Source organism: Rickettsia honei RB, assembly GCF_000263055.1.
Lineage (GTDB): Bacteria > Pseudomonadota > Alphaproteobacteria > Rickettsiales > Rickettsiaceae > Rickettsia > Rickettsia rickettsii.
The window spans coordinates 76303-101939 of the sequence record NZ_AJTT01000006.1 but is presented as its reverse complement, the minus strand read 5'-3'; the positions used below and the strand labels follow the sequence as shown (position 1 = coordinate 101939).

The following is a 25637-nucleotide window of genomic DNA, read 5'->3' as shown; positions in this document are numbered from 1 at the left end:
ATTATCTGTTAACTGATTTTTTAAATAACATGCGGCTAAAAATTCTTGAATAGTTAAGTGAATAAATTGATAATTACTTCCTTTGCTTTTTAATCATCCTTGTTCTATAACTTACATCTATATCATTAGCTTCAGTTTTATTTTTATATTTTGTTTTTTTCTATATGCCTATTACTAAGCTAGTTTATTACTTCACTATATAAACGACTTATATTCAAATCTTCATCGCTGTTTTTGTGAAACTGATCCCTTATATCTTGATCACTCCAAACCAAACATATTAATGCAGTATTGATAGGAACTTCACATATTTCTTTTATTTGGCTATGAGTATCCAAAAAGCTTTTTAATTGCACTCCTAGCTCTTTATCATACTCAAAATTTTTATGTACATATTGCTCTATTCCCTCACTATCCCAGCCTGTCCTGTATTGTCGACTTTCCGCGCAAACCTGTTACGCATTTCTTCTACAACCGCATTAGGTCTAGAACTCATTATTACGTTTTGATATTCTAATATTTTATCTATTAACTTTTTACATCTCGAGTATTTAGATGTGCTACTTCGTCATACCCGTCAAGTAATAACAACATCTTATCTTTATTTTGGATATCCATTATTTCCTTAACACTTAAGGTAATTTCACTACTGCTTAAACAATAATGGATAAAACAATTAAGCTTACTTTGAGATAAATTATTAATATCAAAATACCCACTATAACCGTCTTTCTAACTTTCATTTAATAATTCTTTTAACTCTAAAAACATAATCAAACTTATCGCTCCATAACTCCCCTTTTCCCCATTTATAAGATATATAATGCATTAACGTGGTTTTACCTATTCCTGCACTACCGAGTAACAGTACTTTACCGACATCTGCTTTTATTCTGTTTACTTGCTCAATGATATTTTTTATTTCTGATTCACTTTTATTAGGTAGATTTCTGCGAAGTATCTCAAACTTATGTTCTTCATTTAGTGACTTAACTATATTATCAATTTTTTCTTCTTGAACTTGATAATTTTTATTAAACAGCTCTCTTATCTTTCCGTATCTATGGCTTTAAAAATATTCTCTATTTCTATCGATCTCTTTTCTCCGACAACTTTATCGCGTAATGCTGCTTTAGCTGCTTCATCGTCTTCACTAAATAATATCTGTAATTTTACTTAATATTCATCTAAAGACTGAGCTTTTTTTTCGTATCTTCTATTAGCTTTGGTAAAGTATCGTGAGAACTATATAAGGTTCTTAACTTGTCAGTTAATGATTTTGAAGTAGAAGACTTCATATTTTTACTTAATGGTAGAAAGTATATTTTTATTAGAAAACCTAATTAGACAATTATAGGTGTGAGTTTAAGAATTTAATTTTATTTAAGCAATTTAAAATTGCCAAAATAATTTATTGTTTTATTTATTGCAACTATTAATTATTAATGTATAAGACATTATACACTCAACAAAATTAGCACTTATAGTTATGAAATATTAGCCATAGGAATTTTAATAGCCGGTAATAATATATTTGCACAGGATACGAAGCCTGCTAAAGAATAAGAACAAAGAAGGATTATTAGAACTAAGCTGTAGAGGGCTTTAGCAACTATAGGGTTTTCAAATGCACTACGTACAATCTCATCATGTTTAGGCTTTTTTTTGTATAATATAATTTTACGAAGAAAATAATTTTAATTAGAGGTAGTATTAAAGTGCAATATTATATATAAGTTTGTTGATAAAAAATGATTTATTTACTAATATTTATATTTTCATAAATAATATTAGTTTTATATGATACTGCTACTTCCTGAAATAACTTTGACTTTAATAGCACTTTTAGGGCAGTTTTTTGCCGTAATGATCCCAAATAAAAATAGAATTATTTCTAATATCATTATTTTACTATGCATATTATCAATTTTTCTTACCTTTAAGTACTCAAGTTATGAAGGAGTATGGTACTCATTTGCTACCGGAATAAATATCGGTATTAGTAAAAGCATAGTGCTACTATTCACTATTATCTCGATGATTATATACCGTGATTACTCTATTCTTGTTGCTGATGAATTAAAGTTTGAATGTATTACTTTAATGTTATTATCGGTTGTAGGTATTTTTGTTGCAATTTCATCACGGAATTTTCTATTATTATTCTGCGGTATGGAGCTTACTGCTTTAACTTCATATGCACTTGCAGGATTCAAATTAAATGATATGAAATCATCGGAAGGTGCTTTAAAATATTTTATCTTAGGTAGTTTAGTTAGTTGTTTATCATTATTCGGTATTTCTTTTATATACGGATTCGGCGGAAGCCTACAATTTGAGGATATCTTATATAAACTAAATGATAATTCCGGAATGAATCTTGGTTTAATAATCGGTATTGTACTATTTTTAAGTAGTATTTTCTTTAAACTCTCAAGTGTTCCACTCCATTTTTGGGTCCCTGACGTATATGAAGGATCACCGATTACTTCGGTTACTTATTTCAATGCTGCCTCAAAAATAGGTATGGTTATTGTTTTATTCAATATCAGCAAATTAATTATAGGTAATTACTATCCTATTAATTATAATTTAATAAAGATAATTGCTATATTATCTATGCTGTTTGGAGCTTTTGGAGCCATTCGTCAAACTTCTCTAAAAAGATTAATGGCTTATAGTACTATTTTAAATATCGGTTATGTATTAATCGGCGTTCTTCTGAATAATCAAGAAGGATATAAAGCAGCTCTACTATATATTCTAATATATGCGGTAGGGGGTATAGGATTTTTTACTTGCTTAATTATACTGCTCGGTAAAGACGTCGATAAAGCTAGTTTTAAAACTATACAAGGAATTGCAGAGTATCATAAAACTATAGCTGCCGTAATTAGCATAGTTATGTTTTCAATGATTGGAATCCCTCCTCTTACAGGATTTTTCGGTAAATATTACCTTTTTTACCAAGCAATTAATCAAGAAGAATTCGCATTAGCTTATTGTGGTATTTTTACCAGCGTAGTTGCTGCGTTTTATTATCTTAAAGTAGTAAAAGCCATGTATTTTTCTAAAAAGATTGAGATAATTAAGCTGCCGATGCAATATGGGCTTTTACTGATTAATTACTTAGTTGTAAGCTTCTTGTTGCTTGGTTCATTTATTATCTCATTTTAGCCGGTGTAGACTTTTTATTAACAACACTAACTGCAGTAGTTTGAGTAGGCTTCATAACCTTTTCTTTTAGATTCTTTATATGTTTTAGATCTTCTTCATCTAATTTTAATAAATCTTGGTCTTTTTGTTTAGCTTTTTTAGCTAGACCTAATTGACTTGGAGTAACACTAACAATATCATCCGTTCCAACTTCTTTCTGAAATTTTTCTAGAGCATCTACATATTCTCTGTTTGCATATATATTTGTCTTTACCAATTTTTGTTTTGGTTCTTTCTTTATTTTATCAGAAGAACCAGCTAAATTTCTTTCATCTTTAATATCTTCATTTAAACTTTTTATTGTCTTTATTAAATGTTTTTTCGCACTATCTCTAATACCAAGTATTTCTAAAATTCTTGCAAAATTAGTAGTAATTTTATTTCTTAATTTAAGTTTTTGTCCTCCTTTTTTTCTTTCTTCATAATTAAGAATTTTCGCAAAATAATCAGGATACTCTTTCATTAATGTTTTTAATCCTTGCTCTTTCACTTCGTAATAAGGAAAACTATATTTTTTAGAAATTAAACTATTTACTTTAATTTCTAAGCCGTATTCCTTTAAGGATTCTTGCCTTTTTTTCATTGTATCTATTAAACTAGCCTTAATTTCTTCAGGCGTTATTTCTTTAGATTGTTTATTATTAAATTGCTTTGGCATCGCTTGTTTTGCAAATTCTGCAATTGCTTCATTACTATAATATTTAGTTAATGCATCAAAACTTTTATCAATAGTTTTGCTTAAATCAATTTTAGAAACTGCAAGTAAGCTATCGGCAAAATTAGGATTTTTTGTTCTTAAATTAGAAGGAAATTCTCTAAAATGGTTAGTGGGACCGAATCCAGGCAAATGTTTGGCTCTTGAATGCGGATATATATTATTTGTTAAATTATCAAAACTACCAGCAAAATCAATTCTTACTAATTTAGGTAAAGTTTTTGGATTTTTTTGATCTCTGATAACTCCTATATTTCCAACATGTATATCAAAATCGCCGATCAATAAACTTGCCGGCATAATGTTTTCAAAGTTCTGATACTTAATTTCCTTAAAAGCATTTTCTAAGGTTCTAAATAATTTATTTCTAGCCCCCATAAAAAGTGGTCTACCGCCGTCCTTTCTAAACCAAGAACTCGGTTTAGTTTTAGCAGACATATGTTTATCCATGTCCACATACATATCACTACTATAATTCTCAAAAAATTCAGATTTGACATATATTTGCAAATCAACGGCTTTAGATTTATTAAAATCATCAGGAGCAATTAAATTAACCTTTGCTCCATTTCCAGGACTTATAGCTTCAAAAATTTGAGATCCTAAAAACTCGGCTATATTTTTTGAGCTTGAAGCCTCTTTTTTTATCATCGCCGTAATTTTACCGTCTAAGCTTTGATATACTCCGCCATGCTCTCCTACCTCATTAGCTCCGCCTCCTTTAGGCTTTAAAAAATTCCAACCTTTAAATACTGATTTCTTATTTTGCGTCATCTTCGCCTCTTTATAATGATTTACATCACATTGATAATTTTGATATAATTATAAAACATATTATTTATTTTATATCAGAAGCCGTTTTCTACTTAATTTTATTGTTCTTTAATATTTCAGCTACTTCAAGAGCTGCATAGGTAAATATACCTGTGGCACCGGCACGTTTAAAACTAATTAATGACTCCATCAAAGCTCTCTCCCAATCCATTGCCCCTGCTTCTGCTGCAAATTTTAACATTGCATATTCTCCACTAACCTGATATGCAAAAATTTTAGCATTTAAATTATTTGCCGCTTCACGAATAACATCCAAAAACGGCATACCAGGCTTCACCATTACCATATCGGCTCCCTCTGCTATATCATGCTCAATCTCAAGCATTGCTTCCTTAATATTACGTACATCCATTTGATAGCTTGATTTATCTAAATAATTCTTTTTATTACTCTTAACAGCATCGCGAAACGGACCATAAAAACTTGAAGCATATTTAGCGGCATAAGCAAGAATTCCAACATTTATAAATCCCTCTTTGTCAAGATATTCCCTTATAGCCCTGATTCTTCCATCCATCATATCGGAAGGTGCAACAATATCTACTCCAGCTTTTGCTAACACTAATGCCTGATTACACAAAGCTCTTACTGATCTATCATTATCAACTTCCCCATGATGCACAATACCATCATGACCATGTGTAGTATAAGGATCAAGTGCTACATCGCATATTATACCAATATCGATATTAGCGTTTTTGATGCTTCTAATAGTTCTACATATTAAATTATCTAAATTATAAGCCTCATCGGCATTTTCACTTTTTAGACTTTGATCAATACTCGGAAATAATGCAATAACATTAATACCAAGCTCTGCTGCTTCTTTTGCCGTTTCTACTATTTGATCAATCGATAAACGATATATACCAGGCATAGTTTTAATTTCTTGCCTTTCATTATGTCCTTCAACAACAAATAAAGGCAACACTAAATCACTAACCGATAAATTACTTTCTGATACTAACTCTCTAAGCCAAAAAGCTTTTCTATTTCTTCTAAGTCTAATATGGGGGTACATAAAATTCATATCTCATTTTAGTTAATAACTTGGATTCTAATATATAACCTAACTATCTTATAGTAAAAATATTGCATTACAAAAAGAAATTTTGCTTGCAATTTATAAAAAATTTAAGCAAGCTGTTTAATTATGTAAATAAACGAGCTTAATATGGCACAAGATAATATTCCAAAATCAGTAAAAGATAGAATACAAGAGTGGGGAAAAAATCAAAAAATATGTCAAATAACCCACCAAAAAATACAAAACCGGCTGTTCCTCCAAACCCCACTTCTGAGCAAATAAAGGCATGGAACGAGGCACATAAAAAACAGACTGACCTAACTACACATTCCCAAGCACTTGATACATTTGTTGACACCCCATCTCCGCAAGTTGAAACCCAAAAGCCTATTATTTTTTCAAAACCGGCTCCGGAACAAACAAAAGTACCGGAAACAACACCTAAAAAACAATCCAATTTAACCGTAAAAAAGAAAATAAAGCAATTTTTTAAAGATCATAATATTGATACTAAAGATGCTTTGATTCCGGAATTTAGCCGCTATATAGCATTAAGCGGTTCTATGGCAGGGAAGCGTCTTGATGTTACTATTAAAGCTTATGAACAATCATTAGGACGGTTAATAAAACAAGTAGGAGTACCTCAAAAAGAGTTTGTTTCTTTTATAGAAGATGATCTAATCAAGAATCATCCACACAAAGATAAATTTGAAAAAATCAATCAACATTATAAATTACCTGAACCACCTACACTATCTGATATAATTGATAATCTGAGAGAATTAGTAAACAATGATGATTAATAGCTCATTTGAAACAAAGTAGAAAACACATTGAATTTAAAGAAAAAGTAAATAATATTATTCAGATTTATGATGATAATAAACATAATCCAGCTGCTATAGCTAAAGTTGAAGCAAAACTGAAAGAGGTAGGTAAATAGTGTGAAGAAACTACAAAAATGGATAATAATCCTATTTGGAAAAATATTGGTAATTTTATAAAATATTCTTTTACCGGAGATAAAGCTAAAGCTGCTTTTTATAAAGATGCTATAAAAATTCTACTCAAAATACTAAAAAAGCTATAGCAGAAATACAAAAATCTCTTACCAATCCTTCTCCTCATTCATCTAATGTTCCACCGTCGAAGAATCAAGGAGAAAGATATAGAAGCTAATAAAAACTTTTAGGATCGATATCTATTTTTAGATGGCAAAAAGAAGGAATTTTTATAAGGCTTAGCCAAAATTTTAAATATTTCTGCAAATTAAATTTCTTATCGGCTATAATAAGTATTCGGTAACGATATTTACCAGCGAGCTTTGACATTAATGAGCTTGCCGGTCCTAAAATTTTCACGTTTGCTTTTGGTGCAATTCGGACTATATCCCTAGCAATTTCTAGAATTTTAGCCTCACTGGAACCTGACAAAATTACCGATGCTGTTTTGGAAAATGGCGGCATATCTGCTGATTTTCTTATTTCAAGTTCATTTGCAAAAAAACTATCTTCATCACCGGCTTTAACATAACTAAAAATTGTATTATCAGGATAATAGCTTTGTAAATATACTACACCTTTACTATCTCCTCTACCCGCTCTACCACCTACCTGATGTAGTAGCTGAAAAGTTCGCTCAGATGCTCTAAGATCGGCATTGTTGCTTCCAAGATCGGCATCTATTACTCCAACTAAAGTAAGATTCGGAAAGTGATAACCTTTTGTTATTATTTGTGTGCCTATTAAAATATCAATTTCTAAATTTTCCATTTGATGTAGAAGCTGTACTATTTTTTCCGGGCTTTTAGCATGATCTTTACTTATCACCGCAATTTTACTCTCAGGAAAAAGTGCTTTTGCTTCTTCCTCTATTCTCTCTATACCTGGACCACAGATAGTTAATGTTTCATCCTCTAGACATTCAGGACAAGAACTAAAAATTTTACTTTGATAACCGCAATGGTGACATTCAAGTTTTTTAGTCGCTTTATGTACTACCATCCAAGAAGAGCAGAATTTACAGGTCAATCTGTGACCACAAGCTTTGCATAGCATGAGCGGAGCATAACCACGCCTATTAAGAAATAATAAGACTTGCTTTTTATTATCTAAATTACCTTTGATAGCTTCTATAAGAAGCTTGGATAAATAGGAATTCTTAGATAGCTTTTCTTTAGTCATGTCGATTATTTCTATATTTGGCAAATCGACATTTTTGTATCTATTAACCAATGTAACCAATTGATATTTACCAATTTCTATATTATGTATCGTTTCAATAGACGGTGTTGCCGAACACAAAACAATTTGTGCTTTATCAAATGTACCTCTTACGATAGCCGTATCCCTAGCATTATATAATATACCGTCATCTTGTTTATAGGAATCGTCATGTTCCTCATCTATAACTATTAAACCGAGATTTTTAAAAGGTAAAAACAAACTACTTCTAGCCCCAATTACTACTTTAACTTTATCGCTTAATATACCTCTTAAAATCATTTTCTTGTGAGCTTTGGTAACGCTTGAGTTCCATATGATAGGCTCAAAACCGAATCGCTCTATAAAACGATTAATAATTTGTGTACTTAAAGCAATTTCAGGCAACATAACAAGCACTTGTTTGCCTTTTGCTAAGTAATCTGCTATTAGATGAAAATATATTTCTGTTTTACCTGATCCCGTAACACCTTTAACAAGTGTTGGCTTATTACTTTCATTTAAAATTGTTACTGCTTGTTTCTGCTCTTCTGACAAATCAGATAGCATAAAGTTATTATTGACTTTCTGCTCCTTAACTTTAATCGGTTTTTCAGCAATATCCATAGGTAATACTAACTTGGCTATGCTCCCAAGCTCTGACATATAGTAGCTACTCATCCATTTAATTAATTCTAAAACTTCTGAAGTAATATTTAAGTTTAACGGTACTTTCGCTCTAATAGTTTTTATTTTTTTTGCCTCGGAATTTGAAACAAGCTCCCATACTATGCCGGTTAATTCCTTATTTCTAAAAGGCACTACAACAAGATCACCTATGTTTAGCTCCAAATCTTCAGGTATTAAATAATCTAGCGGAAATAATTTTGCTACCGGTAATAATATTTTTGCTATTCGCATATATAATGTATTTTATAATTTTTTTTTATTATATACTAAACTGATAAATTATAGAAACCTAGATGAATAAAGAAACAAAAATTGTTATAGCAATTTCTGGAGCTTCAGGAGCAATATACGGTATTCGTTTGCTTGAAGTACTAAAGCAACAAAATATCGAAACTCATTTGGTTATTTCAGAGGGAGCAGCTCTTACTATAAAGCTCGAAACTAAATATTCTATAGATAAAGTTAAGCTACTGGCTAATTATTATTATGACAATAAAGATTTAGGTGCTACTATTTCAAGCGGCTCTTTTAAAACTTCAGGCATGATAATAGCCCCTTGTAGTATGAAGACCTTAGCAAGTATTGCTCACTCAATGGAAGATAATTTAATTAGTAGAGCGGCAGGTGTTGTACTTAAAGACAGAAGGAAACTTATTTTAATGACCCGTGAAACTCCTTTGCATATCGGACATTTAGAAAATATGTTAAAAGTAGCGAGTTACGGCGGCATTATATCACCGCCCGTGCCGGCTTTTTATAATAACCCTGTAAGTATAGATGATATAGTGAATCATTCTATTACTAGAGTTTTAGATTTTTTCGATATCGAAACTAATTTAATTAAACGCTGGGATAGTTATGAGCAATAAAGTATCAACTTTACTATTACTTGCATTTAAAAAAGCCTGTAATATCATTAATAAATATTTTTCACCGGAAGAAAGTTTAGTAGATAAATTAATCGCTGAACGTAGGAATGAAGCAAAGAATGAATGTTCTGTTTTGGGCTTTGTTGTGTGGATCGGTTTTAACGTCATTGCGAGGAAATTACATAAGTAATTGACGAAGCAATCCAGTAAAAATTCTGATTTACAGAATTTTTTTATCGCCACGCAGCCTACGGCTGCTTGCAATGACGACTCGGTATCCACACAACAATACCTCGTGGGAATGACATAAAGGGCTTCTTTTTTCAAACCATATAATAATTTAACAAACAACAATGGCACGTAATAAAATAAATAACGAAACAAATATATTAGCTGATAACGAAGATAATTTACCTATACCAAGGGTTTTACCTTCAAATGTTCAAGCAGAGCAAATGCTACTTGGGGCGATTTTAACCAATAACGAATTACTAAATTACGTATCGGAATTTTTACGTGATGAACATTTTTTTGAACCTATTCATCAAAAAATCTATAAGGCAATTGAGAAAATTAATGAAAAAGGGCTGATAGCTACACCTATTACTTTACGTAGTATGTTAACTCAAGATGAACTATTTCAAGAAGTAGAAGGAGCGGAGTATTTAGCAAAATTGATAACTATGTCAATGATGGTAATAAATCCGGTTGATTATGGTAAAATAATATATGATTTAGCAATAAAGCGTAATTTAATAAATATCGGTGAAGAAGTAGTAAATAATGCCTATAATTCTTCATTAGAAGTTGAAGCAAAGGAACAGATTGAACATGCCGAAGCTAAACTTTACGATTTAGCTAGCGAAGGCTTGAGTGAAAAAAGTTTTACCAAAATCGGTATATCTATTTCAGAATCACTAGCTAGTATTAATAGGGCTATGAAAAATAATGATCATATAATCGGTATATCTACCGGTTTGATTGATCTAGATAATAAATTATGCGGCTTTCATAATTCCGATCTTATAATTCTTGCAGGACGTCCGTCTATGGGTAAAACGGCATTTGCTATAAATCTTGCACTTAATGCCTGTAATAATATGCGTCTTAAAAATATTAGAGATAATCAAGAAATTCAGTCAGTAGGTTTTTTCTCTTTAGAAATGTCCTCAGAACAGCTAACCACACGTCTACTTTCAATGTGTGCAGAAATTGATTCTACTTCTCTTCGTACGGGGATTCTAGGTGAAGAAAAATATAACCGTCTTCGCAAGGAAGCAAATACTTTATCGGAATTACAATTTTTTATCGATGATACCCCTGCTCTATCTATTTCCGCTATAAGAACAAGAGCTAGAAGAATGAAACGCAAGCATAATCTCGGTATATTATTTATTGATTATTTACAATTAATTAGAGGAGTAAGTAAATCCGAAAATAGAGTTAGCGAGATTTCAGAAATAACCCAAGGTTTAAAAGCAATAGCAAAAGAGTTAAATATTCCGGTTATTGCGTTATCTCAGCTTTCAAGAGCGGTAGAACTACGTGAGGACAAAAAACCTATGCTATCCGATCTTCGAGAATCGGGAACTATAGAACAGGATGCTGATATAGTAATGTTTATTTATCGTGAAGAATATTATTTAACTAGAAAAGAACCGGCAGCAGGCGATGCTAAACATGCCGCATGGTTAGATAAGCTCAACAAAGTATATAATATTGCCGATATAATTGTTGCAAAACATCGTAACGGACCAGTTGGAAATGTTCCGCTTTATTATGATGGTCAATTTTCTAAATTTGGTAATTTGGAGACAAGAACTTTTAACTCTAATTAAATCAGAATTGTTTTACGTCATTATTGCGTGGATACCAAATCGTCATTGCGAGCGAACGTTAGTGAGCGTGGCAATCTCAGGAATTTTTCCTGAGATTGCTTCGTCAGTTACTTCGTACCTTCCTCGCAATGATGATGTTTATCTTTTATTTTTTTCTGTCTATCCTATTGCTTTATCAAGCACCTCATTATTATTGTTCCTATAAAGCCACATCTCATTATAAGGAATGAACTTACCGGGCTTTATTATTATAGTACCGTCACTTGATGTTAAAACTTGTATCTGTTTTCCTGCATATTTCTGCCCCACGGATATTTGCCCGTTATTTCTTACATGTTTGATTGTTGCTATATTATTTCCTATTATCATAATATTTATATTTACAAAATTCCTATTTTTCAATATTACTAGTATATTTATAAATAATAAATAACCTTATTATTTAGTTACTATATTAACAAGTTCATAGCCCATTATAAGCATTTCAACAATTACACATATAATTAATTAGATATTGTTTTTGTAATTCAAGATAATAAATTATTTATCTTTGCTTTATATAACAGATAAACCGGTAATAAAATTGCAATAATTACGAGAATCATACCAGCAAATCCTAAAATTATAATAAAAGCATTCGGTACTACTACTGCTACAATATAAGCTGGTAATATAGTAACGATAGAAGCGGTCATATTACGCATTACTACATTCGGTATCGAATTCATAAACATAGTTTTAAGGGAATCACATAGCCCTACTCCTACTCCGAGTATTGATGTAACGATAGCAAGAGTTGAAATTATCCAAACTAATAATTGTACAAACGGCCATCGTGCTATATTACTTAATTCCTTAAATCTCCAACTTCTACATTACTGGTAATCATCTGTTGATAAAATGTTGGATTATTATGATGTACTACAATACTGCAAGTAAAGCATATGAAAGGAGCTTAAGGCTTACAGTACCGATGATTTGAGCAGTATGTCCTGAAAAATATTTTCCCAATGCCAAGTGTTAAGCCTTTACCCGCTTGAAGATTAAGCTCTAGGTTAATTAAAGAAGTATAATACATTATAAACCAAATTACAAACATCAATATTATACTAGGTATTATAACCTAATTTTGCTAATACCATGGGGTAGTGCTATCATACCGCTACCTATACAAGCACCTGAAATTAACAGGATTGAACCAATAAGTTTTTGCATAATTTAATGAAATTTAGATTAAAGCAAAGGACTTAATTTTTGTTAAAAAGAAAATCAGCTAAAAAAAGACGATAAGGATTTTAAAGAATAAAAAGTTTTGATAAGTAAAATTAACATTCGTATAATTTTGTTAAAACATATGTAGCGGTATAGTATAATTATATTAATAATTTATATAAAATTATTAATATTGCTTTTTAAGGGTATTTTTATATATTCTTATTAGACCTCTTCCCAAACCAACTTATAGAGAGGAATTTAACGGAGACACGGGACACAGCACCACAGCATATATAGAAATACGTGAAGATGCGAGTACCGAATCGACGTATAAATTATCTCTAGAAGCGACGCTTGGGAAGAGGTCTATTAGAAAATTACTATATTTAAAAATGCATAGATTAGCTAAAATAATTAGTAATGCAGGAGTTTGTTCTAGGCGTGATGCTGAAAAGCTGATAGTTGAAGGACAGGTAAAAGTAGACGGCATTACAATTTTATCACCGACTACAAATGTTGATATTAGTAATCAAGTTGAAGTATCAGGCACATTAATCAATAATATACACAAACCAAGGCTTTGGATTTATTACAAACCTGTTGGTTTAATTACCACTCATAAAGATCCTTTATCTCGTAAAACGGTGTTTGAACAGCTAACCGGTTTACCTCGTGTTATTTCAATAGGTAGGCTGGATTTAAATAGCGAAGGTTTATTATTGCTAACTAATAGCGGTGATTTAGCTCATCAGTTTGAACTCCCCTCAAGTAGGTTAAAGCGAGTATATCATGTTAGGGCGTATGGGAAGTCTGATATTCTACTAAAAAGCAATTATAAAAATTTAGAAATTGATGGGATATTTTATAACCCTCATTCGATAAAATTACTTAAGCAAAATAAGACTAATTGTTGGTTTGAAGTAGTTTTATTTGAAGGAAAAAATCGTGAAATTAGAAGAATATTCGAGTATTGTGGACTAAAAGTTAACAAATTAATTAGGATTCAATATGGTAGTTTTACAATAGATAATCTAAAACCCGGAGATTATAAAGAAATAAATAATAAAATACTGGAAAAATAATTAGTAATGTGTTATTATTAACACATTTTAACTAATCATATAGAATACATATGACACATCTTAATATATATAAATGTGCAGAAAAAGACCTAAACGATTACCTTGGTTATATAAAAGATAACCCTAGTGTCTCGCTAAATGATTTTATCAAAAATAAATATTTCGCTGAAGATAATGATAACATTATCATTACTAGTTTAGAAAATATGGAAATTAACGCAGATTTAGCCAATGCTAATTTCCAAGGTACAATACTAACAGATGCCATATTTAATAATTGTGACTTAATAAATACCATATTATGTGATTCAGATTTAACAAATGTAAAATTTAATGATTGTACATTTATCGGTACCGACTTTAGAGGAGCAAATCTTCATTATACAGATTTTAATTATAAAGATTATGATTATGATAACTATAAAATCCCCAATCTCAAAGATAAAATACGAGATATAAAACTATCTTTTTCAGATCTTGAAAGATTAAATCAATATATAGATAAAGATTTAGAAAAAGAACATATCAAAGAAATAGTTATAGATGAAGCTACGAAGACAAAGAAATATATTTTGGCTGGAGAAGACGAAAAAACTTTATGGGATATCAAATCAAAAGAACTAAAGACTAAGCAAGAAGAGTTAGAAACTCTAAAGCAAAATTTAGATAATCCTGGGATTGCTACCAATCTTTTAAATGCTCTTTGGAATAGTACAGACACTATTGCTAGAAACCGACAAAATGAACTAGAAAAAATCAACAAGTTACAGCATGAAGTAAACAAATTAGAAACTGAAGTATATGCTTTAGATAATCTTAGAATGTTCTGCGGTAAGGGTTTAGATGGGATTTTTGAGCAGTTAAAAGACGAAGAAATACAAATAATACTAGACCCATCATATATTATAGGTTCGACTGCCAAAGAACGAGATATACCGAAAGAATATATAAAATTAACTTCTGCCGAATTTGATCTATATTTAGCTGAAGCAGCAAAACAATCCAATACAAAATTATCTCTTACCGAATTTGTTAGAAAGCAAAAAAATCTTTCAGAAGATTTAAATATAGTTCCTGATCTTTCAGCGATTAATTTATCAGGTAAAACTCTTACTAATCTTAACCTGAAGAATACATTATTTGCTTCAGCCAACTTAGAGAATATCAAACTCTCAAATTGTAATTTAGATTTTACTAATTTTGAAGGAGCTAATTTACAAAATGCCGTTTTTCAAAATGTTACGGCTCGTAACGCAGGATTTCTTTTTGCTGATCTTAAAAAGAGCAAAATTGAAAATAGTGATATGTCGAGAGCTTACATGCCTAAAGTAGATTTATCTGAAGTAGAGGTCACAAATAGCAAATTTAATGCGGTTATGATGGTTAATGCCGATGCCGAAAAGTTAATTATTAAAGATTCAGAATGGAAAAATTCTAATCTTACCGGTATATCGCTTGCCTATGCAGATATGCAAAGAGTTCAAATGCAGGGGGTAGTTTTAAATAATGCACTTCTAGATCAAGCAAATATCGTTTCTACTAATCTTGAAAATGTTTTTATGAATAAAACACATGCATTAGAAGCAAAATTTAAAGAGCAATGTAACATGCAAGGCATAACTGCAAGAAATGCCTATTTTAGCGATGCTGAATTTGAAAACATACTATCTTTAAAAGAAGCTGACTTAAGAGAAGCTATAATGCAGCGTGTTAAACTTAAGAACGCTGATTTAACAAAAGCACAGCTTGATAAAGCAAATCTTGAATATGCCGATCTTACAAACGCTACGCTTACTAATGCAACTGCACAATTTGCTAAGTTAAGTAATGCTACTTTAGAAAAAGCAGAAGCCGAGGGATTAAATATTTCGGATGCTATTGCTAAAAATATTAATGCTAAGGAAGCTAACTTTAAAAATGCAATTATGCAGCGTGCCGATCTTACTAAAGCCAATTTCACTAAAGCAGTATTGGAAAATGCCGATATGCAAGCGGTGGAAGCAACCGAGGCTATATTTAAAGAAGCAAATCTAAAACAAGCGAATCTAAAAGCAGCAAATCTAGCTGGAGTTAATAAAGAAGGAGCAGATTTTGATAAAGCAAAAATCAACGATGCTACAAAGATGCATGATACTAAAGGTGAGGCTAAAGGGAATTTAGATCATCAAGATAAAGACGGTAAAAAAACATCTGTCAATGTTAACGAACATGCTAAATTACAAGATAAAATTCATGCAAGAGAGAAAAGCGGTTGGTTTCTGAAAACCGGAGTAGGACAGCTTTGTACAAAACTTGCTAAAAGTACTACATCAGGAATTAGCCGCGTAACAAATTTTTTAGCAAGTAAAAAATTTTTAGTAGGACTTGCCGTAGTAGCCGGTCTTGCAGTAGCAGCTGCACCTTTCGTAGCAATGCCTGTGTTATTGGTCACCGGCACGGCCCTTACTACTAAAGCTGTCATTCTAGGAGCAGGTATTTTGGCCGGAGGGCTAGTCGCTACCGGAACTTATAAACTCACTCAAAAACCTTTACGCAATCTTCAGAAGTCATTTGAAAACTTAACTATTAGTATAGATAAATATATCTCACCGCCTCCTAAAAATATTGATGAATTAGTAACAGCAAAACAACAAGCAAGACAAAAAGCTGAGACAGAAAAATCTAAAGAAATGGAAGAAAATTTAAATAATGTAAATAATAATATTGATAAAGCTAAAGAACAAGATCTTTTAAAACAAGCACAAAATAATTTAAACCAAGCAACGCCAAAAGTAGAAATCAAAGAAAAGAAAGATACAACTGTAGAAAAACAACAAGCAAAATCTAATACATTCGCAGCAAAATTTAAGCCTAACACTAAAGGCAAAGGATTTGCCACAAAAATAAAAAACGAAAAAAAATCACGCTCAATAAAAGAAGCATATAACTAAATAAGTGTTAAAAATAATATCCGGTAAATATAGAAACCAAATTATACCTACCGCTAAAAATATCAAATATCGACCTTCCACCGGTAAGCTCAAAGAGGCAATATTTAGTATATTAACCTCCGGTGAGTTTACCGGTAATAAATTATTTAACGAAAATACTCACATTCTCGATTTATTTGCCGGTAGCGGTAGCCTTGCTTTTGAGAGCCTATCAAGAGGAGCAGGTTTTGCTACCTTAATTGATATTGATACATCCTCATTAAAAATAGCAGAAGGATTTGCTAAATCTCTAAACATTGAAAATAATGTTAATTTCGTTAATATTAATGCTTTAAATCTACCGAAAGCTACTAGACATCTTTTTAAACCAGCTTATAGAGAGGGATCTAAAGGAGACAGGGAACACAGCACCGCAGCGTACACACTAGTACGTGAGGATGCGAGTACCGGATCGACGTCTAAATTACCTCTAGAAGCGCAGTTTGGGAAGATGTCTAATAAATCATTTGATCTTGTCTTTATAGACCCCCCTTATCATAAAAATGTAGTGCCTAAAGTAATGAAACTGCTGATAAAAAATAATTGGCTCAAAGACGGTGCTATTATAGTTATTGAGATGGCTAAAACAGATGATTATATTTTATATGAAAATATTGAAATTATACGTGAAAAACTATATGGTAAGAGTAAGCTGTTGGTTTTGCGCTTTACCGTCATTCCCGCGTAGGCGGGAATCCAGTAAAACATATAAAATATAAAAACTTGTTTTTATATTTTTATTTTATTAATAGTATGTAATTTTGTACCTGTATTAAGGTTATTTTTTCTGGATTCCCGCTTTCGTGGGAATGACATAGAACCGCGTAACAAGACATTAAAAAACAAACATGACCAAAAAACATTACATATGTTCTAACTGTGGAAATATTAGTCCTAAATGGTCAGGGCAGTGCTTTGATTGCGGTGTATGGGGTAGTATTGTCGAAGAGATAATAAGTACAAATCAAGCAATTGTTAAATTCGGTAGCAAGCAAGACTTCGATAAGCTTTCAGGGCATGTAACCGAGCAGTTACGCATCCCTACCCCTATAGGTGAATTCAATAGAGTACTAGGCGGCGGTTTAGTGCTTGGTTCTGCTATATTAATAGGAGGAGACCCTGGTATAGGCAAATCTACTTTGTTACTACAGCTAGCAGCAAGTAACTTTGCATCAAAGATGAATTGCTTATATATAACGGGCGAAGAATCGTTAGACCAAATAAAATTAAGGGCCATAAGGCTAAACCTAACTAACTATAATACCGATATTTTAGCAGCTACTAATTTGGAAGATATTATTGCGAGTATAGAAGCTAATAAAAATAATATTGATTTAATAGTGATTGATTCTATTCAAACAATTACCACAAAAGAATTATCATCGCCTCCAGGCACTGTTTCGCAAATTCGTACATGTGCAAATCAGCTTGTTAATTATGCTAAGCAAAACAATATAATTATTTTATTAAGCTGTCACGTCACTAAAGACGGACAACTAGCAGGTCCTAAGATACTTGAACATTTAGTTGATACCGTGCTATATTTTGAGGGAGATCATAATAATCATTTCCGTATTTTACGCTCATATAAAAATCGTTTTGGCGGTGTGGGTGAAATAGGAGTATTTGAGATGAGCGGCAGCGGGCTTATTGAAGTAACAAATCCATCTGAACTATTTTTAATGCAGCGAGAACAGAACGTTATAGGTACGTCTATTTTTGCAGGAATCGAAGGTTCAAGACCGTTACTTATGGAAGTACAAGCCCTTATAGTACCATCAAATATGGTCACTCCTAGACGCTCTGCGGTGGGCTGGGATGCTAATAGGTTATCAATGATACTTGCTGTGCTTAGTAGTAGGATAGGACTGAATCTTGCTAATTATGAGGTATATTTAAGCATTGCGGGGGGACTTAAAATTGCCGATCCTGCTTCTGATTTAGCAATAACAGCGAGCTTAATATCTGCTGCAACCGGCAACCCTGTACCCGAACATAGCGTCTTTTTCGGCGAAATAAGCTTATCGGGTGAAATAAGAAAAACCGCAAAAGCAGCAATAAGAATAAAAGAAGCCGTAAAACTTGGATTTAATAAGATTATCTGCTCTAAATTTGAAAATTTAACGTATGACTTTATATCTTCCGTCTCACATTTAAAGGACCTAAAAGAGATAATTAAATGAGTATAGTTTATGAAATAAGAAATTTGGAAGAAGCACGTAATTTTTTATCTAGTGTAGAAGAACAGCTGATATTAACAAATCATGCCTCTAGCGTAAAATATTACGGTATGCTAGCAATTGATTACATGTTTAAAACTCTAAGTAAAGAATTTCCGGAAAAAGTTTTAGATCTTACCGTAAATGTAGGAGAGGATCACGCCGCTTTATTTACTGCAATCAAACTAGGGTATAAGAATATATCATATACAGGGAATTCTGAGGAAGCTAGGGGGTTGTTGTACGGATATCAAACCGTCATTGCGAGCGACGGAAAGGAGCACGGCAATCCAGAAAATAATTAAAAAAATGCTAAAAATTAGCATTTTTAACTGGATTGCTTCGTCAATTACTCCGTAATTTTCCTTGCAATGACGAAAATTTAATAAAAAAACCATGAATATCAAAGATATAGGAGTAATAATTGCTAAAAAACCTTTGAAAGAAAATACATTTATTATTACGGTTTTTACTAAAAATCATGGTTTATATTCGGGAGTTGTAAAAGAATTTACTAAAAAAAGTAAATTTATATATCAAGAAGGGAATATTATAGATTTTCTTTGGCAGGCAAGATTACATGAACATATTGGCATGGCTAAATGTGAACTCATTAAATCTTACACTGGTTATTTTATCACAAATAAAGCTAAATTATATGCCTTTAATTCTGTTATATCTTTAATCAAAGAGTTATTTCATGAAAGAGAAGAACATTCTAAATTTTTTTCATTTCTAATTAACTATTTAGATAATTTATCAAAGAATTTTTGTTTTCGTGATTATATTAATTTTGAGCTAGCTTTACTTGCCGAGACGGGTTATAAGCTTGATCTTACCAAGTGCGGCGTGAGCCATGTTACAACTGATTTAATCTATGTATCACCTAAATCAGCTAGAGCATTATCATATGAAGTAGGAAAACCTTATAAAGATAAATTATTGATGTTACCAAGATTTTTACTTTCAGATAATAGTGAGATTACATTAGAAGAAAAACGGCAAGCTTTAGCTCTAACAAACTATTTTTTTAATAGATATTTATTTCATAATAATAGACAGGTTGAAGCACGCCAAACTTTTATTGAATATACTTTAAATAATTTTTAGAGACTATATTTTTACTTTTATTTTTCTTATTTTATGATATACTTACTTAAGTAATTACTTAAATAAGTATGTAATATGACTAGACTAAGCATAGATATACCAAACAAATTACATCATTTTCTTAAAGTTCACACTGCACATAAAAATGATACTATTATGAATTTTGTAAGAGAAGCGATATATCATAAAATAGCACAGGAAAAAGCATTAAATGCAGAATCAATAAAAATATTAGAAGAATCAGCAAAAGGTTTAAATATTAATAAATATTCTGCGTATAAAGAAATGTATAAAAAGCTTAATTTAATATGATTCTGCAAACCTTTACTATTTTATTCCATGTCACTCCTGCAAAAGCGGGAATCCAGTTGAGTAAAGCTTCTTAAAAGCTTTACTCAAGAAGAAAGTCATATAATAAAAAAATCTTTAAAATCAAGATTTTTTTAGCCTGGATTCCTGCTTTCGCAGGAATGACATAAGGACTTTTCAAAAATTTCCCGGTACACTATCTATATACATACCAGTACACATAGTGACTTATTCAAATAATAATCTATGAAAATACTAGCATTTGACACAGCCAATAATACTGCATCGGTAGCAATATCCGAAAATGAGAATATCCTTGCATGTATAGAAGACTTACGTCCTTCTATGCAAGCAGAAAATCTAATGCCGATGATAGAAGACGTGATGAAATCAGCTAAATGTTCATATGATGATTTAGATTATTTAGCGGTAACTAACGGACCCGGTAGCTTTACCGGCATTAGAATAGGACTTGCTAGTGCTAAAGGTATATTATTTTCCAAGGAGAATATTAAAGCAGTAGCGGTTAGCAATTTTGAATATGCTTATTTTAGAGCCATAACTCAAGTTAAAGATTATGATAAAATATATGTCTTTTTAAACGCTTATCGCTCACAGCTTTATATGCAAGTTTTTCATAAATCAGGACAAATAGAAGAGCCGTTATTGATAGATTTCGAGTATGCTATAAAACTGCTTACAAATGAGAAAGGGAATATAGTTTGTTGCGGTAGCGGACTTGAATTTATATATCACCAAATTATGCATTTGCCGAATATAATAACCTTGCCACGTTTTGCACGAGTTAAAGCTTGGGTTACCTGTAGATATATTGCTAGTAGATTGTCGAGCGATGTAAAATTAAATAGCTCTATCGAGCCACTATACATACGCCCTCCTGATGCTAAAATCGCAATCAATTATGCCATGCCTAGTTAAAAGTAGGAATCCATTTACTGGATTTCTATAATCAACGAAATGACATAAGAGCTTTATTATAAGTATACTACATCATCTTCATAATTAAAGACTCCAAAATTATAAGATAATTTCATAGTAAAATCACTATTAGAGTGTTCTACTTGATTGTCTGATACTTCTATTTCATCTTCATAATCAAAGAATCCGGAATCACTATCAGATACTGCCCCTGATTCTTGCTTTACACACTTCTTGTCATATATTAAGGCTATTATTTGCCCAACTAATGATTTCGATAAATCATGATTATCCGAGTTAATAATATCAATGATTCTTACTAGACTTTCATCTGAGGCGTGCGAAATTATTGTTGCTAGCTTATCATTTGAAATATGACTCATGATTCTTACTAAATTTTTATTTGGAATAATATCAAAATTTTCTGCAAGCTTTTCTTCTCCTGCTAAAATAATTATATTTTCAAGCTGTTCATCAGAAATATCCTCACCTGATAATTTTTTTAGTTCCTGCTCGGTAAGCTTTTCTAAAGAAAGGGTAGTATCCATATATGTATTTAATTTATCTAATGGAATAAATTGCATTAATTTTTCAAAATGCTCCGGCAAAATATAATGAACTAATTTTTGTGCTTGTTCATCGGAAATATTATTAATTAATTCTACCAATTTTTTATATGTTATCTTTTCAAAAACTTCATCTAATGCATTTTCAGACGTGTTTAAAATTGCTTCTACTAACTCATTATCAGGAAGAGTTTCTAGTTGATCTAAGAGATTAAATGTTTCTTCAGCGTTATTATTTAAATAAGAAAAAACTTTATTACTCACAAGATTAAAAGTTTCAGCAACTTTCGAAGAAAGAATACTAGATGTATTTTTTATAATATTAAAACTCTTTACTCCGAAATCATAAACTGTTTTTAATGATGAACTAAATGTACTGAAAAAACCTTTACTTTTAGGTGTGTTAGTTACTTTTTCAATACCATCAAGCTTATTTAAAAGATCTGTAAATCTGATTTGAGAGATGCCTAGAGTATCTGGCTGACCTTTTACTGCTTCTTGGAAGATCATTTTAGAATTTAAAAAAGGATATTTAGCTTGATCTTCTACTATTTTTTTATTACATATTGCACTTTTTTCGTCATACTGCTTAATTGAATTATCTAACGCTGCTAAAAAATCAGTATTTTCTTCTTGATTAGTAGGAGAAGTTATAAACTCAAATTCATCGTTAGCAAGATAGGAGGCTGACTTTGGAGAGGTATTATTTGGGATTAAATTTTGTAACTTATTAAAAATTGATGTTATGGCCATAATTTTTCCTCATTTCTGATTATAATAATCAACATTGCATTATAATAGAAATTATGAGGAGGTCAAGATAAAGGCTAATAATTATTAACTTTTTATTATATTTTACTTAAAATTGATTAATTTATCAAAAAGGGATATTCTACTAAATGTCATGCCCGCGAAAGCAGGGCGTTGTTGCGTGGTTCTAACTTTTCGTCATTGCGAGGAAATTACGAAGTAATTGACGAAGCAATCTCTGGAGTTTGTTATTATTTCATGAGATTGCCATGCAGTCTACAACTACTCGCAATGACGATTTAGTAGTATCAATGCAACAACGCCGCAGTACTTGTATTATAATGTAGCCAATTTTTGAAGTTCAACGAGTATATTATAATTGTCTTTGTTCTTGAATTAGCTCAAAAACTTCAACTGTGTCTCCTTCTCTAATATCTTCGTAATTTTCAAATGCTATACCACACTCATATCCTTCTCTAACTTCTTTAACTTCATCTTTAAAGCGTTTTAAAGTTTTGAGTTTTCCTTCATGAATGACTACATTATCACGTAATAAGCGTACGCCCGCTCCTTTCTTAATAATCCCTTTAGTTACATAGCTACCGGCGATTTTGCCGACTTTGGTAATATTAAATATTTGTCTAATTTCTGCGCTTCCGATATACTGCTCTCTAACGATCGGATCAAGCATACCGCTCATAATGGCTTTTATATCATCAATTAAATGATATATTATACTATAATATCGAATATCGACTTTTTCTTTTTCTGCGGCAGTTAAGGCATTTGCCCCTGCTCTAACGTTAAAGCCGACAATAATAGCCGAAGAAGCATGTGCAAGAGATACATCGGATTCCGTTATCGGACCTACGCCGCTATGAAGTATACGGAGCTTTATCTCATCACTCGGTAATTTTAATAAGCTACCTGAAATAGCTTCAACCGACCCTTGAACATCACCTTTAATAATTAAAGGTAATTCCTTAATTTTACTATTACCGGAAGCTTTTAAAAACAAATCTTCTAAACTTGAACGCGGTGCAATAGATATTTTTTTTTCTTTAGCAAGACGCATTCTATATTCGGCTATATCTTTTGCTTGTTTCTCATTTTTTACTATGTTAAATTTATCGCCGGCAAAAGGCACTTCATTTAACCCCTGAATTTCTACAGGAACAGACGGAGTTGCTTCTACTATTTCTAGTCCCTTATCATTAGTCATCTTTTTAACTTTACCGTAAGCAGTACCAGCTATTATAATATCACTGTTTCTTAAAGTACCTCGCTGCACTAATATAGTGGTTAGCGTTCCTCTTCCTTGTTCAATTTTTGACTCGATTACAACACCGGCAGCTGAACCGAAAGGATTTGCCTTTAAATCCTGCATTTCTGCAATTAATAAAATTGCTTCTTCAAGTTTATCTAAGTTAATTTTCTTTAGTGCCGAGATAGGAATAATCATAACGTCACCACCTGCCTCTTCGCCGATAATTTCATGGACATATAATTCGTTCTTTACACGCTCAATATCAATATCAGGCTTATCAATCTTATTAATAGCTACAATTATAGGAACGCCCGCTGCTTTCGCATGATTAATTGCCTCAACCGTTTGCGTTTTGATTCCATCATCTGCTGCGACCACTATAATAACTATATCCGTTACTTTAGCACCTCTTGACCGCATTTCCGAAAAAGCTTCATGCCCCGGAGTATCAATAAAAGTAATTGCTCTACCGTCTGCAAGAGTTACTCTATAAGCCCCAATATGTTGTGTAATTCCGCCTAGCTCACCTGCAGCAATATCTGTAGACTTAAGAGCGTCAAGCAATGAGGTTTTACCATGATCGACATGACCCATTACCGTCACAACCGGAGCACGCGTTCTTAAATCCTCAACCTTATCATCACTAATTAAAACATTTTCAACATCTGACTCTTGGACTCTTTGTACTGTATGCCCTAAATTTGTTGCAACTAGTTCTGCCGTATCGGCATCTATTGTTTGGCTAGCATTTGCAAGAATACCGAGTTTCATTAATTCTTTAATTACATCAGCCACTCTTTCAGACATAGCATTTGCAAGCTCGCCGACTCCGATAACTTCCGGGATCGTCACTTCTCTATATACTTTCTCAGGTGCTTGTGATACTAATTTACGCTTTTCTTTTTCTCTAGCTCTTTTTATAGAAGCAAGACTTCTAGTTCTACCGCTGCCGCTTTCGTCATCGCTAAGCATATTGAAAAGATCGGCTTTTTTGAATTTTTTTGGCTCTTCTAGCTTAATTTTTGGTGCTATTATTTTACTATCTACTGTTTTATCTAATTCTTGCTCTGATTCTATACCGTAACGTGTTCGCATTCCTACTAAAGGAAACTTTACAAAAGTTTCTTCTTTCTTTTTAGGTATTTGTGACGGTATATCTTCATCATCTTGAACGATTTTAGCACTAACTTCTACTTTATTTTCTTCGGTATTTTGCTGCTTTTGTTCAACTTCTTTATCAGTTTCTAGCGGTGCTATTTTTGAGTTAGCAGACTGGTTAATACTTGCAAGTTTGCTTAAAGTGCTTATTTTTGAAGGGTCATTTAATTGAGATTGCTCAGCAGCTTTTTTAAGAATAGATAAACGTCTGTTAAATTCTTCCTTATTAGCATCAATAACAATTTGATCTACGCTATTCCTTTCTTTATTTAATGAAAGGGTAGTAGCACTACCAGTAGAGCTTTTTCTAACTTCTACTAGCGTTTTAGCTTTAGCATTAACAAAGCTTTGAGCTCCTGTAAGAGAGTCAAAAGACTTATTAAGCGATAATTTTGAATTGCCAAGTGTCAACTTTTTGGGTTTGATTTCCTGGTTATCCGTCATATTTAAAACCTTTGTGTTTCTGTTTTGTCCGTCTACTACTTGATTATGTCATTCCTAGCTAAAAGCGGCGTTGCTCGCATGGCTCGTTTATGTCATTCCCGCGAAAGCGGGAATCCACTAAAATTTATAAAAAAACTTATTTTTATAGGTTTATTTTTCAAGGACGCCCTAATTACTAAGCTATTTATTCTGGATGCCTGCTTTCGCAGGAATGACATA

At 31.8% G+C, this 25637-nt stretch carries 24 protein-coding genes; 15 read left to right on the top strand and 9 right to left on the bottom strand.

All coding sequences use genetic code 11. From position 1 onward, the window contains the following. Positions 1–179: 179 nt before the first annotated feature. Both WSW_RS1000000113365 and WSW_RS1000000113360 read right to left on the bottom strand, forming a co-directional pair. On the bottom strand, positions 180–356 hold the full coding sequence (locus WSW_RS1000000113365; protein ID WP_156793073.1) for an N-acetylglucosamine kinase: 177 nt from the start codon (positions 354–356) through the stop codon (positions 180–182). Positions 357–739: 383 nt separating this feature from the next. Next, a complete protein-coding gene (locus WSW_RS1000000113360) occupies positions 740–829 on the bottom strand; it encodes an NTPase (RefSeq protein WP_231567149.1) in 90 nt (29 codons plus the stop codon). Positions 830–1800: 971 nt separating this feature from the next. Between WSW_RS1000000113360 and nuoN the strand changes: the two genes are divergently transcribed. Beyond that, positions 1801–3177 carry an NADH-quinone oxidoreductase subunit NuoN gene (gene nuoN / locus WSW_RS0106860; RefSeq protein WP_016917562.1) on the top strand — a complete coding sequence of 459 codons (1377 nt, stop codon included), beginning with the start codon at positions 1801–1803 and terminating at the stop codon, positions 3175–3177. Here nuoN and WSW_RS0106855 read toward each other — a convergent pair. Together WSW_RS0106855 and hemB are read right to left on the bottom strand one after the other, a co-directional pair. Then, positions 3164–4705 (bottom strand): hypothetical protein, encoded by a 1542-nt coding sequence (locus WSW_RS0106855; RefSeq protein WP_016917561.1) that lies wholly within the window; start codon positions 4703–4705, stop codon positions 3164–3166. The genes nuoN and WSW_RS0106855 overlap by 14 nt on opposite strands. An 88-nt stretch (positions 4706–4793) precedes the next feature. Next, positions 4794–5786 carry a porphobilinogen synthase gene (gene hemB / locus WSW_RS0106850; protein WP_016917560.1) on the bottom strand — a complete coding sequence of 331 codons (993 nt, stop codon included), beginning with the start codon at positions 5784–5786 and terminating at the stop codon, positions 4794–4796. Positions 5787–6007: 221 nt separating this feature from the next. Between hemB and WSW_RS1000000112405 the strand changes: the two genes are divergently transcribed. The 3 genes from WSW_RS1000000112405 to WSW_RS1000000113690 are packed head-to-tail and all read left to right on the top strand — an operon-like array spanning position 6008 to position 6882. Beyond that, on the top strand, positions 6008–6595 hold the full coding sequence (locus tag WSW_RS1000000112405; RefSeq protein WP_029375036.1) for a hypothetical protein: 588 nt from the start codon (positions 6008–6010) through the stop codon (positions 6593–6595). Between the two features lie 8 nt (positions 6596–6603). After that, the gene (locus tag WSW_RS1000000113695) at positions 6604–6735 is read left to right on the top strand and encodes a hypothetical protein (RefSeq protein WP_274378119.1); all 132 of its coding nucleotides are present in this window, start codon (positions 6604–6606) and stop codon (positions 6733–6735) included. A gap of 18 nt (positions 6736–6753) precedes the next feature. Continuing rightward, a complete protein-coding gene (locus WSW_RS1000000113690) occupies positions 6754–6882 on the top strand; it encodes a hypothetical protein (protein ID WP_274378118.1) in 129 nt (42 codons plus the stop codon). A gap of 85 nt (positions 6883–6967) precedes the next feature. Here WSW_RS1000000113690 and WSW_RS0106835 read toward each other — a convergent pair whose 3' ends face one another. Further along, positions 6968–8914, bottom strand: coding sequence for a primosomal protein N' (locus tag WSW_RS0106835; protein ID WP_016917559.1), 1947 nt, complete (start codon positions 8912–8914; stop codon positions 6968–6970). 62 nt (positions 8915–8976) lie between these two features. Between WSW_RS0106835 and WSW_RS0106830 the strand changes: the two genes are divergently transcribed. The 3 genes from WSW_RS0106830 to WSW_RS0106820 all read left to right on the top strand — a co-directional run bounded on the left by WSW_RS0106830 (position 8977) and on the right by WSW_RS0106820 (position 11390). Beyond that, on the top strand, positions 8977–9552 hold the full coding sequence (locus WSW_RS0106830) for a UbiX family flavin prenyltransferase (RefSeq protein WP_016917558.1): 576 nt from the start codon (positions 8977–8979) through the stop codon (positions 9550–9552). Then, on the top strand, positions 9542–9742 hold the full coding sequence (locus tag WSW_RS01000000108760) for a hypothetical protein (protein ID WP_016917557.1): 201 nt from the start codon (positions 9542–9544) through the stop codon (positions 9740–9742). Before WSW_RS0106830 ends, WSW_RS01000000108760 begins: the two co-directional genes overlap by 11 nt. Positions 9743–9905: 163 nt before the next feature. Next, on the top strand, positions 9906–11390 hold the full coding sequence (locus WSW_RS0106820) for a replicative DNA helicase (protein ID WP_016917556.1): 1485 nt from the start codon (positions 9906–9908) through the stop codon (positions 11388–11390). 159 nt (positions 11391–11549) lie between these two features. On the opposite strand, the gene WSW_RS0106815 is transcribed toward WSW_RS0106820, so the two are convergent. Beyond that, a complete protein-coding gene (locus tag WSW_RS0106815) occupies positions 11550–11759 on the bottom strand; it encodes a type 2 periplasmic-binding domain-containing protein (RefSeq protein WP_016917555.1) in 210 nt (69 codons plus the stop codon). A 158-nt stretch (positions 11760–11917) separates the two neighbouring features. Then, positions 11918–12193 (bottom strand): aromatic amino acid transport family protein, encoded by a 276-nt coding sequence (locus WSW_RS1000000112400; protein WP_238528572.1) that lies wholly within the window; start codon positions 12191–12193, stop codon positions 11918–11920. A gap of 804 nt (positions 12194–12997) precedes the next feature. Between WSW_RS1000000112400 and WSW_RS0106805 the strand changes: the two genes are divergently transcribed. The 8 genes from WSW_RS0106805 (at position 12998) to tsaB (ending at position 21233) form a co-directional block, all read left to right on the top strand. Then, positions 12998–13687, top strand: coding sequence for a pseudouridine synthase (locus WSW_RS0106805; protein WP_016917553.1), 690 nt, complete (start codon positions 12998–13000; stop codon positions 13685–13687). 50 nt (positions 13688–13737) lie between these two features. Next, positions 13738–16617: a pentapeptide repeat-containing protein gene (locus WSW_RS0106800; protein WP_016917552.1), complete on the top strand. Its 2880-nt coding sequence runs from the start codon at positions 13738–13740 to the stop codon at positions 16615–16617. Positions 16618–16621: 4 nt separating this feature from the next. Then, a complete protein-coding gene (locus tag WSW_RS0106795) occupies positions 16622–17344 on the top strand; it encodes an RsmD family RNA methyltransferase (protein WP_029375035.1) in 723 nt (240 codons plus the stop codon). A gap of 160 nt (positions 17345–17504) precedes the next feature. Further along, complete coding sequence (gene radA, locus WSW_RS0106790) at positions 17505–18839, top strand: DNA repair protein RadA (RefSeq protein ID WP_016917551.1); 1335 nt, start codon at positions 17505–17507, stop codon at positions 18837–18839. After that, a complete protein-coding gene (locus WSW_RS0106785) occupies positions 18836–19180 on the top strand; it encodes a hypothetical protein (protein WP_016917550.1) in 345 nt (114 codons plus the stop codon). Before radA ends, WSW_RS0106785 begins: the two co-directional genes overlap by 4 nt. Before the next feature lie 91 nt (positions 19181–19271). Continuing rightward, positions 19272–19985, top strand: coding sequence for a DNA repair protein RecO (recO, locus tag WSW_RS0106780; protein WP_016917549.1), 714 nt, complete (start codon positions 19272–19274; stop codon positions 19983–19985). 75 nt (positions 19986–20060) lie between these two features. Beyond that, entirely contained in the window at positions 20061–20297 is a 237-nt protein-coding gene (locus WSW_RS0106775) for a hypothetical protein (RefSeq protein WP_016917548.1), read from the top strand. A 243-nt stretch (positions 20298–20540) separates the two neighbouring features. Beyond that, the gene (gene tsaB, locus WSW_RS0106770) at positions 20541–21233 is read left to right on the top strand and encodes a tRNA (adenosine(37)-N6)-threonylcarbamoyltransferase complex dimerization subunit type 1 TsaB (RefSeq protein WP_016917547.1); all 693 of its coding nucleotides are present in this window, start codon (positions 20541–20543) and stop codon (positions 21231–21233) included. Positions 21234–21289: 56 nt separating this feature from the next. Here the strand turns inward: tsaB and WSW_RS0106765 are convergent, their stop codons facing one another. Next, positions 21290–22552: a hypothetical protein gene (locus tag WSW_RS0106765; RefSeq protein WP_016917546.1), complete on the bottom strand. Its 1263-nt coding sequence runs from the start codon at positions 22550–22552 to the stop codon at positions 21290–21292. Between the two features lie 370 nt (positions 22553–22922). Continuing rightward, a complete protein-coding gene (gene infB / locus WSW_RS0106760; protein ID WP_016917545.1) occupies positions 22923–25418 on the bottom strand; it encodes a translation initiation factor IF-2 in 2496 nt (831 codons plus the stop codon). Between the last annotated feature and the right edge of the window lie 219 nt (positions 25419–25637).

Coding starts and splice junctions, on each gene's coding strand:
- WSW_RS0106830 (WP_016917558.1), top strand. CDS start 8,977: ATGAATAAAGAAACAAAAATTGTTATAGCAATTTCTGGAGCTTCAGGA.
- hemB (WP_016917560.1), bottom strand. CDS start 5,786: ATGTACCCCCATATTAGACTTAGAAGAAATAGAAAAGCTTTTTGGCTT.
- WSW_RS0106800 (WP_016917552.1), top strand. CDS start 13,738: ATGACACATCTTAATATATATAAATGTGCAGAAAAAGACCTAAACGAT.
- WSW_RS01000000108760 (WP_016917557.1), top strand. CDS start 9,542: ATGAGCAATAAAGTATCAACTTTACTATTACTTGCATTTAAAAAAGCC.
- WSW_RS0106820 (WP_016917556.1), top strand. CDS start 9,906: ATGGCACGTAATAAAATAAATAACGAAACAAATATATTAGCTGATAAC.
- infB (WP_016917545.1), bottom strand. CDS start 25,418: ATGACGGATAACCAGGAAATCAAACCCAAAAAGTTGACACTTGGCAAT.
- recO (WP_016917549.1), top strand. CDS start 19,272: ATGAATATCAAAGATATAGGAGTAATAATTGCTAAAAAACCTTTGAAA.
- WSW_RS1000000113360 (WP_231567149.1), bottom strand. CDS start 829: ATGCATTATATATCTTATAAATGGGGAAAAGGGGAGTTATGGAGCGAT.
- WSW_RS0106785 (WP_016917550.1), top strand. CDS start 18,836: ATGAGTATAGTTTATGAAATAAGAAATTTGGAAGAAGCACGTAATTTT.
- WSW_RS0106775 (WP_016917548.1), top strand. CDS start 20,061: ATGACTAGACTAAGCATAGATATACCAAACAAATTACATCATTTTCTT.
- WSW_RS0106855 (WP_016917561.1), bottom strand. CDS start 4,705: ATGACGCAAAATAAGAAATCAGTATTTAAAGGTTGGAATTTTTTAAAG.
- nuoN (WP_016917562.1), top strand. CDS start 1,801: ATGATACTGCTACTTCCTGAAATAACTTTGACTTTAATAGCACTTTTA.
- WSW_RS0106815 (WP_016917555.1), bottom strand. CDS start 11,759: ATGATAATAGGAAATAATATAGCAACAATCAAACATGTAAGAAATAAC.
- WSW_RS1000000112405 (WP_029375036.1), top strand. CDS start 6,008: ATGTCAAATAACCCACCAAAAAATACAAAACCGGCTGTTCCTCCAAAC.
- tsaB (WP_016917547.1), top strand. CDS start 20,541: ATGAAAATACTAGCATTTGACACAGCCAATAATACTGCATCGGTAGCA.
- WSW_RS1000000113690 (WP_274378118.1), top strand. CDS start 6,754: ATGGATAATAATCCTATTTGGAAAAATATTGGTAATTTTATAAAATAT.
- WSW_RS0106805 (WP_016917553.1), top strand. CDS start 12,998: ATGCATAGATTAGCTAAAATAATTAGTAATGCAGGAGTTTGTTCTAGG.
- WSW_RS0106765 (WP_016917546.1), bottom strand. CDS start 22,552: ATGGCCATAACATCAATTTTTAATAAGTTACAAAATTTAATCCCAAAT.
- WSW_RS0106835 (WP_016917559.1), bottom strand. CDS start 8,914: ATGCGAATAGCAAAAATATTATTACCGGTAGCAAAATTATTTCCGCTA.
- radA (WP_016917551.1), top strand. CDS start 17,505: ATGACCAAAAAACATTACATATGTTCTAACTGTGGAAATATTAGTCCT.